Origin of the sequence: Micromonospora sp. M42, assembly GCF_000568915.1 — a bacterium.
Lineage (GTDB): Bacteria > Actinomycetota > Actinomycetes > Mycobacteriales > Micromonosporaceae > Micromonospora > Micromonospora chalcea.
The window spans coordinates 6,613,024-6,622,757 of record NZ_KK037233.1; the positions used below are offsets into that span (position 1 = coordinate 6,613,024).

Sequence of the window (9,734 nt, forward strand, 5' to 3'; positions counted from 1 at the left end):
GGCGCCCCCGCCGGGACGGGCAGGTCGACCCGCCGGTACGCGGAGGCCGCCCGGGCCGGCCACGCGGCCGGCCGGCGCAGGTCCCCCATCAGGTCGAGGATCTCGAAGCCGGGCCCAGCGACATCCGTGGTCTGCGCACCGACGATTCCGACAGACATTGAGCCAGCCTCCGATCAGGGCCGGCGCCACCCAGAGGGGTGCGCCGGAAGGGACAACCACGAACTCTCGGGACAACGGGCCGCGTGCCACGCGGCGACGAGCGGTCCGGTACGCAGGGGGCGGACGGTCAGCCGGCGGTGGGCGTACCCGCCGGCCCGTCTTCGAGGAAGCGCAGCATGTGGTGGTTCAGCTCCTCGGCGAAGCTGTACGGCAGGTAGTCGGTGCGGATGGTGACGCGCAGGAGAGCATGGTCGACGCGGGGCAGCACCTCGACCGTGAGCCCGTTGGGCACCTCCCGGGCGTACGGGTCGACGACCTCCTCGGCCCGGCAGCCGGGCAGCTCCAGCGGCACCACCACGTTGTCCTGGAACACGAACGTCGGCAGGCTCGCGACCACCTCGCCGGAGAGCCCGGCGGCGGGATCGTCGGCGGTCTCCGCGAAGGGAACGTCCTGGGCCCGCATGAGATCGCGGATCGTCTCGTCGACCCGCAGGACCAGCTTGTCGTCGTGCGGCCCGTCGAAGCGCACCCGCACGCAGTTGAGGTTGAGCCGGGTGGTGAACGCGGAGTCGAGGACGCGGCTGCCGCGTTTGGCGACCACCATCAGCAGGGCGATGTCGTCCTGCTGATGGATGGCGCGCAGCGCCGAGGCGAAGGCCGCCACGAAGTAGCTGGAGCGGCTGAAACGGTGGTCGCGGGCGGCCCGGTCCCAGCGGTCGAGTACCTCGGGGGTGACGGTGACGGTGTGGCCCGCCTTCGGTCCCCAGGCGAGGGCCTGCTCCAGGGGCGCGGTGGCCGGGCCCTTGCCTTGGCGGGGTAGGTCGCGTAGTTGTTCGCGCCAGTAGGTTCGTTGGGTTTGCAGGTCGGCGGCGTTGCGGAGGCGGGTGTATTCGTCGTGGGACTGGTGCAGTGTGGGTGCGGGGTGGGTCCAGGTGGGTTTGTGGCCGGTGTGTCGTGCGGTGTAGGCGTGGGTGAGGTCTCGGACGAGTAGTCCGTATGACCAGCCGTCGAAGGCGATGTGGTGGATGCCGATGCCGAAGAGGATTCGGTTGGTGGTTTTGTTTCGGATCAGGGCGGCGCGCCAGTTGCGGCCTTGGGTGTAGTCGAGGGGTTGTTGTACTGCTTCGGCGAGTTGGTCGAGGGCGTCGTGTTCGGTGGCGGCGTCGGCGAGGAGCCGTAGCTGGGGCATGCCGGGGTTGGGTGGGATGATTGCGGTTGGTGGGTCGGTGCGCCGGTAGCGGGCGTGCAGGGCCTGGTGGCGGTGGTGGAGGTCGCCGAGGGCGGCCATGAGGGCTCGTAGGTCCAGCTCACCCTCGATCCACCAGGTGACCGGGACGACGACCTCCAGCGGCGACATCAGGCACTTCGCCACCTGCTGCGCGAGCGGGACCGGTCCCGGGCGCTGCCGGGCCTGTCCGGCGGTCGAGCCGGTGTCCGTACGGCGGGGGGCGGTGGCGAGCCACCGGGCCAGCTCGTGCGGGGTGGGGGTGCGGTGGATCTGCGAGACGGGCACCACCACGTCGGCGGCCTCGTCGATGCCTGCGGCGACGGCGGCGGACTGCAACGACGTGCCGCCGAGGTGGAAGAAGCTGTCGCGGGCGCCGACCCGCTCGATGCCGAGCACGCTCGCGAACACCTCCGCGACGAGGCGCTCGCCCTCGGTGGCCGGCTCGACGTACGGCACGCCGAGGTCGGGGCGCTGGGCGCCGGGTGCGGGAAGGGCACTCCGGTCGATCTTGCCGGTGCCGCCGAGGGGGAAGCGGTCGAGGACGACGAAGGCGGCGGGGACCATGTAGCTCGGCAAGTGGGCCGTGGCGTGGTCGCGCAGATCGCCGGTGGCCGGGGTGCCGCCGTCGCGCCCGGTGACGTACGCGATGAGCCGGGCCACGCCCCGGTCCTCGCGGCGGACGACGACTGCGGTCTCCACCTCCGGGTGCTGGGCGAGGATGCTCTCGATCTCGCCCAGCTCGATGCGGATGCCGTTGACCTTCACCTGGTGGTCCATCCGGCCGAGGATCTCCAGCGCTCCGGCGCTGTTCCACCTCCCCAGGTCGCCGCTGCGGTAGGCGAGCCCGCCGCCGTACGGGTCGGTGACGAACCGCTGGGCGGTCAGTTCGGGGCGGTTGAGGTAACCGTCGGCGACGCCGAAGCCGGCGATCAGGATCTCCCCGGGAACCCCGGCCGGCAAGAGGTCGAGGTTCGCGTCGACGACGCGGACCTGCCGGTTCGGCATCGGCCAGCCGATCGGCACGTACGCGCCACCCCACCCGGCCGACGCGTCGAACCAGGTGCACGCCACGGCGATCTCGGCCGGCCCGTACGCGTTGACCACCCGCGTGCCCGCCGTCAGCCACCGCTGGGCCAGCCGCGGCGGAACGGCCTCGCCGCCGAAGATGACGCAGCGGAGGCCGGGACAGGCGGCCGGGTCGAGCGGGGCGATGTTGGTGGCCGGTCCGAACGTGTGCGTGACGCCCTGGGTGTTGACGAGGTCGGTGAGCCGGCGCGCGTCGAGCAGATCGTCGCGCGGGCACACGACGACGCGGCCCCCGCCGGTGAGCGCGGCGAAGATCTCCCCGAACGCGGCGTCGAAGACCGGTGCCGCCGAGTGCAGCATCCGGCTGCCGGGGCCGATGGCGCACTCGCCGGTCATCCACGCCAGGAAGTTCGCCAGCCTCTCGTGTGACAGCACCACGCCCTTCGGCGTGCCTGTCGAACCCGACGTGTAGATGACGAACGCCGGCGCGTCCACCGGCACCGCAGGCAGATCCGCCACCGCACCGGCCGGTACCGCGGGCCAGCCGTCGTCCAGCGCCACCACCGTGACCCCGTCCTCGGCGGGAATCCGGGGCGCTACCGCACCGACCGTCAACACCACCCGCGCGCCGTGGTCGGCCAGCAGCACCCGCATCCGCTCCGCGGGCCACGACACGTCCATCGGCGTGTACGCGGCACCCGCCCGCAGCACGCCCATCGCCGCCACCAGCGACCACAACCCGCGCTCCAACGCCACGGACACCACGTCACCGGCACGGACACCCACCGACCGCAGGTACGCCGCCAGCAGCCCGGACCGGCGATCCAGCTCCCCGTACGTCAGCACCTCGTCGCCCGCGACACCCGCCACCGCCTCCGGCGACCGCCGCGCCCAGCTCAGCACGAGCTCGTGGATCGGCTCACCCGGGATCTCCCGCACCGGGCCGCGCCCCCACGTCAGCAACCGCTCCCGTTCCGCGGCGTCCAGCAACGGCAGTCGCGACAGGGCGACCTGCGGCGCCGCCGTCCCGGCGGAGACGAGCACCACCACCTGATCCACGAGTCCCCGCACGAACTGCGCGGAGAATCCCTCCACCGCGTAGTCCACCCGCAGCACGGACCCGTCCGCCGCCACGCGCACCACCATGTCGACGTCCACCACGGCCGGTCCCGTCTCCGCCACCGGACCGTCGGTGAACTCCACCGCCACCGGGTCCGGCCGGTCCGGGCCCGCCACCGGCGCCGTCCACGCCAGTCCCACCCGCGCCGCCAACTCCCCGAATCCCGGGTCGCCCGAGACGTCCACCCGCGCCACCGACCCGCCGGCCGGGGCCAGCCCGAGCACCACCTCGTCCTGGCCGGTCCAGCGGGCCAGGACCGCCACGAGCCCCGCCACCACGACGTGCCCGGCCGGTGTCACGCGCGACGGCCAGGCGGGAAGCACCCGGTGCACCGAGGCCGCCCGCGCGGGCCACACCGCCGGCCTCCGCAGGTCCCCCACGAGTTCCAGAGCAACCGCGCCGTCCGCGGCCTGGGCGCCATCGAACCCGACAGACAACAGCTCGACCTCCGATCGAAAGGGGACGACCGAAAGGCTCAGGGCCGCGACGATCGGTCAGCCGGGATGCCGTACGCCGGACGGCGGGGGTTGGCGCGAGGCGCGTCGACGGGCGGCACCGCTCGCGGGCCACCCGATCCGGTGCGCTGAGAGTGGCAACGACGAGCCGACGGGGCCCGACCATACGAAGCGCTGTGCAGTGACGTACACCCCTAGAGATCGGCACGTCGACCCCTAGCGCATCAGCCGGAGATCTCCTCCCCGGGCAGGCCCGGGACGTTTCGGCGGTGCCCGCCGGCCGCGTCGAGGCCGGGCCGGCGATGTGAGCTGGCAGGGGGCGTGGCCGTCGGAATCCGGGCACTCGACAGCGCGGGCTGCGACAGCGCCGTCCGGCGACTCCAGCCCTTCTGAAGAACAGCTTTTCGGTCAGCCCGAGTCGATGGTCCCGCTAGGAGTATCGGCGGCCTCGGCGGCGAAAGAGCCGTCCGCGTTCGCCTGTCTGGCCCATCCCGGGGCAGTGCATAGTGACTATGATCTTTCGATCATGACGCCGGTCGGTGGCTGGAAACTCGACCGCTGACCGGCGGTGTGCACCTCGCCGCCGCAACGCTGGCCATGAGCCAGCCGGCTTCCCGGCCGGTCCAGCTCACGACCGTCCGGTCGGTGCACGCGGCACGCCCGGCTCTCGCGGCCGAGCGGCCGCATCAGGACCGGGAGCCCACCCCTTCGGCCACGTTCTCCGCTGTTCGTGGCCGTGGCGCACCGGTTTCACCGCCACCCCGAGGCCCGCACCGGGCCGGCATGTCAGGAGACTAGATGCAGGCGCCCATCCAGGTACAGGTGTTCGCACACGACGGGGTGGTCCTGGCCCGACCGCCCGACCCGTCGGCCACCGCCGACAGCCCCTATCTCGCCGGCGCGGGCGCCGCTCTCCACAACGGCCTGGACATGATCACGGGTCTGCACCTGACCCTTCCGCACCAGTCGGCGGCGATCTGCAGCACCGGCTCCAGCGCGGACAAGTCGCTGCGTCTGCTCAGCCGGAGTGGTCTGAAGACGCCCAGCGACCTGCGGAAGTTCCGTTCCGGCGCGCAGGCGGTGCGGTACGCGCGGGAAGCCGTCGAGCGGGGCGAGACGCTGGAGTTCCAGTTTCCTCCGCATGACCCGCTGCTGCGGGCCGCTCGCGCCCGGGTGCCCGCGGATCTGGTCGCCCGCCTCAACAACAAGACCGTGCTGGAGACTCTGGTCGCGCCGGAGTACCTGCCCCGCCGGCAGGTCGCCACCCCCGCCGAAGTGCGCCGGATCGTGGCGCGGGACCGCCGGCCGGCGGTCATCAAACCGGCCGGGGTCGAGGTGTCCAGCGGAATTGCGATCTTCACCCGTCGGTTGGCGGACCGGCGGAACCGTTCCCTGTTCAACCAGTTGGAACAGGTGAGCGAGCAGTGGATCGTCGAGGAGGAGGTGCCCTTCCAGACGATCTGGGGTATCCAGTTCGGCGTGACCGAGAGCGGATCGGTGCACTACTTCGGATCGTCGGTACACCTGCCGCAGCCCACCTCGACGTGGGTCGGTTGTGTGATGGACGACGACCAGCCCCCGGAGGAACTGGTCGAAGCGCTGACCGTAGGGGTCCGAAAGGCCAGTGAGCTCGGGTACCGGGGCTACTGCTCCTTCGACGCCGGGATCGGCCGCGACGGCGCCCTGCGGGTCATCGACCCGAACTTCCGGGTCAGCGGGGCCACCACCTCGCTGCTGCACCGCAGCTCGCTGCTGGGCCGGCATCCGTGCGCCATGACCACGTTCTTCTCACTGGCCCCCGGCGTCGACGCCGAACCGATCCTCGCGCCGTTCATCGACCGGGGGCAGTTCGTCGTGTTCATGCACCACGACCCGGCGGAGACGGACAACGGCCCGCTGCCGGCGACCATCGTCGGCATGGTCGGGGCCGCGGACCGGTACGCCTGCGGCGTGCTGGTAGCGCGGCGAGCAGCAGTACCACCCGGTGCGCCAGCTTGCGGCGTGCGGATTCCAGCGATGCCATGGTTGCCGGCCCGGCCGCCCCCGCGGCGCCGGCCGGCGAACGGGCACCCGGCGGTGTCGGCCTCACATGCCGGAAAGTGCGGTACGCACAGCGGCCTCGGGGACGCGGGCGACCAGTTCGACTCCGCCCGGTCCGTCCAGGACGAAGGACAGGCCCGAGGTGGCCTTCTTGTCCCGGCGCATCAGCGTGATCAGCTCGTCGTGGTCGACGCCGCCGGGCAGCGTGGTGTCGAGCCCGTAGCCCGCCACCACGTCGTGGTGCTCGGCCACCCGGTCGGCCGGTATCCGGCCGAGGACGCCGGCCAGCCGGCCCGCGAAGACCGTGCCGACGCCGACCGCCTCACCGTGGCGCAGGCCGAAGTCGGTGGCCCGCTCCAACGCGTGCCCGAGCGTGTGGCCGTAGTTGAGGATGTGCCGCAGGCCGGAGTCCCGCTCGTCCGCGGCCACCACCCGGGCCTTCAACGCCACCGACGCGGCGATCTGCTCCGCCACCGGCCGGTCACGCAGATCACCGGCGCCGATGAAGTGCGCCCGGGCGATCTCCCCGTACCCGTTGCGCCACTCCCGCTGCGGCAGCGTCCCCAGGTGCTCGGTGTCGCAGAGCACCGCCCGGGGCTGCCAGTACACGCCCACGAGGTTCTTGCCCTCCGGCAGGTTGACGGCGGTCTTCCCACCGACGCTGGCGTCCACCTGGGCCAGCAGCGAGGTCGGTAGGTGGATCACCGGTACGCCCCGGTGGTAGAGGCCGGCGGCCAGCCCGACCACGTCCGTGGTGGTGCCGCCGCCGCACGAGACCACCGCGTCCGTCCGGGTCAGCCCGAACTCGGCGAACGCCCGGCAGAGCTGTTCCACAGTGGTCAGGTTCTTGTCGTGCTCGCCGTCGCGGGCCGGCACCACCCGGTGCGGCACGCCCGGGTCGGGCGTCCACTCCGGTGGCCGGGCCGAGACCACCACGACCCGCTGGGCGCCGATCCGCGCCACCTCCGCCGGGAGCCGGTGGCGTACGCCGGGACCGATCAGCACCGGGTACGACCGTTCCCCGAGTGCCACCTCGACGCGGGCCGGCTCGCTGGCGGGACGGTCAGGTACCGGCGTGTGCATGTGGTTGCTGCCTCCTCTGCGGAACGCGGGCCGGCGCGGTCGCGGCCGGGCTGCCCCGCACCATCGACAGGCGCAGCGCCAGCGCGGCCAGCGAGTCGACCTCCGGCCGGATGCCCCACCGATCGTGGGTGAGCTGCGCGTGGTGCGCCAGCAGGAACCCGGGAGGCGCCGTCGGGTGGCCGTGGCCCACCACGTCGGTCACCCGGTCCAGGTAGCGCTGCCACGCCACTGCCACGTCCCCGCCCAGCGGTAGGTCACCGGCCGACAGGACGATCTTCTCCGCCCCGGCGTCGGCCTGCGCGGCCAGGTCCCGCCGCTGCGCGCCGGTGAGCCGCTGGCTGCGTTCCTGCCAGTGCAGGAACAGGAACGCCAGGCGGTCCGCCGCCGGCATCAGCCCGGTCAGGTGCCGCAGGTGCGCCACGGCCAGCGGCAACTCGCCGCCGGCCAGCCAGGGCACGTCGCCGCCGAGCAGGGTGAGGGCCAGTTCGCTGCCCGCGAACGCGAGCGGGCCGCCCCGCGCGGGGTCTCGCACGACGTACCGGTCCTCGGCGAGGGACGCTCCCGGGTCGTACGCGAGCAGTCCCGCCCGTACCGCGTCGAGCGCGGCGGGGGCGGCATGGAAGCCGAGGCTCAGCCGCCCGGCGGGGGAGTCCTCCGGGTCGAAGAACCAGTCCATGCCGGGATCGGCCCGGCGGGCGGCGGCGACCAGCCCGGTCAGGACGGTGCCGACCAGCTCGGTCAGCCGCGTGCCCGGGCAGCCGCCGGCCGGTACGGCCGAACGGGCGAACAACCAGCAGCGTTCCAACGACGGCACCTCGGCTGACGGGCGGGTGGAGCACGGGATTCGACGGTCCGCGGGGGTCGCCCCATCATCGGCCCGCGGGCCCGTTCCACCACCCGATCGGCGCTCCGAACTGGGGACGACTTAGGGGGTGACAGGGGTAGGACACCGGCAGGGTGCTCGGAAGACTTGGGCCGCTACGGCGAGCGAGGTCTACGCCGCGGATGAGGAGTCTCGCCGACGGATGGATGTGGTGACATGCTTCGGAGCGACCTGATCCAGCCGTTGTCCGATCTGATCGAGGCGCACGCCGCCAGGTCGGGGAACAAGGTCGCATTCCGCGACGACCGCAGGGCGGTCGGATACGCCGATCTGGCGGCGCGGACCCGTCGGCTGGCCGGTCACCTGGCGGCGGCCGGGGTCGCCCGGGGCGACCGGGTGGCCTTCTGCCTCGGCAACCGGGTGGAGACGGTGGAGACCTGGCTGGCCGTCACGCGGGCCGCCGCGGTCGGCGTGCCGGTGAATCCGCACAGCACCGACGCGGAACTGGCCCATCTGCTGGACGACTCCGGCGCGGTGCTGGTGGTCACCGACCCGCGTCACCTCGACCAGATGCTGCGGCTGCGTACCGGCCGGCCGGCCCTGCGGATCGTGGTCACCGGGGACGACCCGGTTCCGGACGGGGTCGTCGCCTGGCGCGACCTGGTCGACACCGAGCCGTCCGTGGGGGCCCGCGACGACCTGGGCCTCGACGAGGTGGCCTGGATGCTCTACACCTCCGGCACCACCGGCCGGCCCAAGGGTGTCCTTTCCACCCAGCGCACCTGCCTCTGGTCGGTCGCCGCCTGTTACGTGCCGATCCCCGGGCTCACCGCCGCCGACCGGGTGGTCTGGCCACTGCCGCTGTTCCACAGCCTCTCGCACATCGGGTGCGTGCTCAGCGTGACGGCGGTCGGGGCCACGGCCCGGCTCATCGACGGCTTCTCCGCCGACGACGTGCTGCGCGCGGTCGACGAGGACGAGGCCACAGTGCTCGCCGGTGTGCCGGCCATGTACCACCACCTGGTCACCGCCGCCCGGGAGACCGGCTTCCGCGCCCCGGCCCTGCGGGTCTGCCTGGTCGGCGGGGCGATCACCACCGGCGCGCTGCGGCGGGCGTTCGACGAGGTCTTCGACGCGCCGCTGCTCGACGCGTACGGCAGCACGGAGACCTGCGGCTCGATCGCCGTCACCCGGCCGGAGCAGCCCCGGGTCGAGGGCTCCTGCGGGCGCCCGGTGCCCGGCGTCGAGGTGCGCCTGGTCAGCCCGCAGACGGGTCTGGACGTGCCGACCGGCGCCGAGGGGGAGGTCTGGGTCAGCGGTCCGAGCGTCATGCTCGGCTACCACGGCCTGCCGGAGGTCACCGCCGCCGCCCTGCGCGACGGCTGGTACCGCACCGGCGACCTGGCCCGCCGCGACGCCGACGGCAACATCTTCGTCACCGGCCGCCACCAGGAGTTGATCATCCGGGGCGGGGAGAAGATCCACCCGGGCGAGGTGGAGGAGGCGCTGCGCGCGGTGCCCGGCGTCGCCGACGTGGCGGTGACCGGCCGGCCGCACGAGGTGCTCGGCGAGGTGCCGGTGGCGTTCGTGGTCCCGGGGCCGGAGGGCTTCGACCCCCGTGCCGGGTACGCGGCCTGCCGGGAGAGGCTCAGCTACCACAAGGTCCCCGAGGCGCTGTACGAGATCGGGCAGGTGCCCCGCACCGCGTCCGGCAAGGTCACCCGCCGGCTCCTGCTCGACGGGCCGGCCCGGCTGCGGGCGGTCAACGGCAGCCACCACGAGGCGCTCAGCCTGCTCGCC

5 protein-coding genes are annotated in these 9,734 nt (G+C 73.2%); 1 reads left to right on the plus strand and 4 read right to left on the minus strand.

Annotation, left to right across the window (positions count from 1 at the left end):
- Window positions 1-286: 286 nt before the first annotated feature.
- The 4 genes from MCBG_RS30565 to MCBG_RS30580 all read right to left on the minus strand — a co-directional run bounded on the left by MCBG_RS30565 (window position 287) and on the right by MCBG_RS30580 (window position 7,925).
- Window positions 287-3,970, minus strand: coding sequence for a non-ribosomal peptide synthetase (locus MCBG_RS30565; RefSeq protein ID WP_043329869.1), 3,684 nt, complete (start codon window positions 3,968-3,970; stop codon window positions 287-289).
- Between the two features lie 804 nt (window positions 3,971-4,774).
- Window positions 4,775-5,752, minus strand: a complete 978-nt coding sequence (locus MCBG_RS33285; protein ID WP_198033329.1) for a hypothetical protein — start codon at window positions 5,750-5,752, stop codon at window positions 4,775-4,777.
- A gap of 321 nt (window positions 5,753-6,073) precedes the next feature.
- Entirely contained in the window at window positions 6,074-7,111 is a 1,038-nt protein-coding gene (locus MCBG_RS30575) for a 3-dehydroquinate synthase family protein (RefSeq protein WP_043329873.1), read from the minus strand.
- Window positions 7,092-7,925 carry a hypothetical protein gene (locus MCBG_RS30580; RefSeq protein WP_223201394.1) on the minus strand — a complete coding sequence of 278 codons (834 nt, stop codon included), beginning with the start codon at window positions 7,923-7,925 and terminating at the stop codon, window positions 7,092-7,094. Before MCBG_RS30580 ends, MCBG_RS30575 begins: the two co-directional genes overlap by 20 nt.
- 225 nt (window positions 7,926-8,150) lie before the next feature.
- Here MCBG_RS30580 and MCBG_RS30585 point away from each other — a divergent pair.
- Window positions 8,151-9,734, plus strand: a 1,584-nt coding sequence (locus tag MCBG_RS30585; RefSeq protein WP_043329875.1) for a class I adenylate-forming enzyme family protein, incomplete at its 3' end; no start/stop codon positions are given.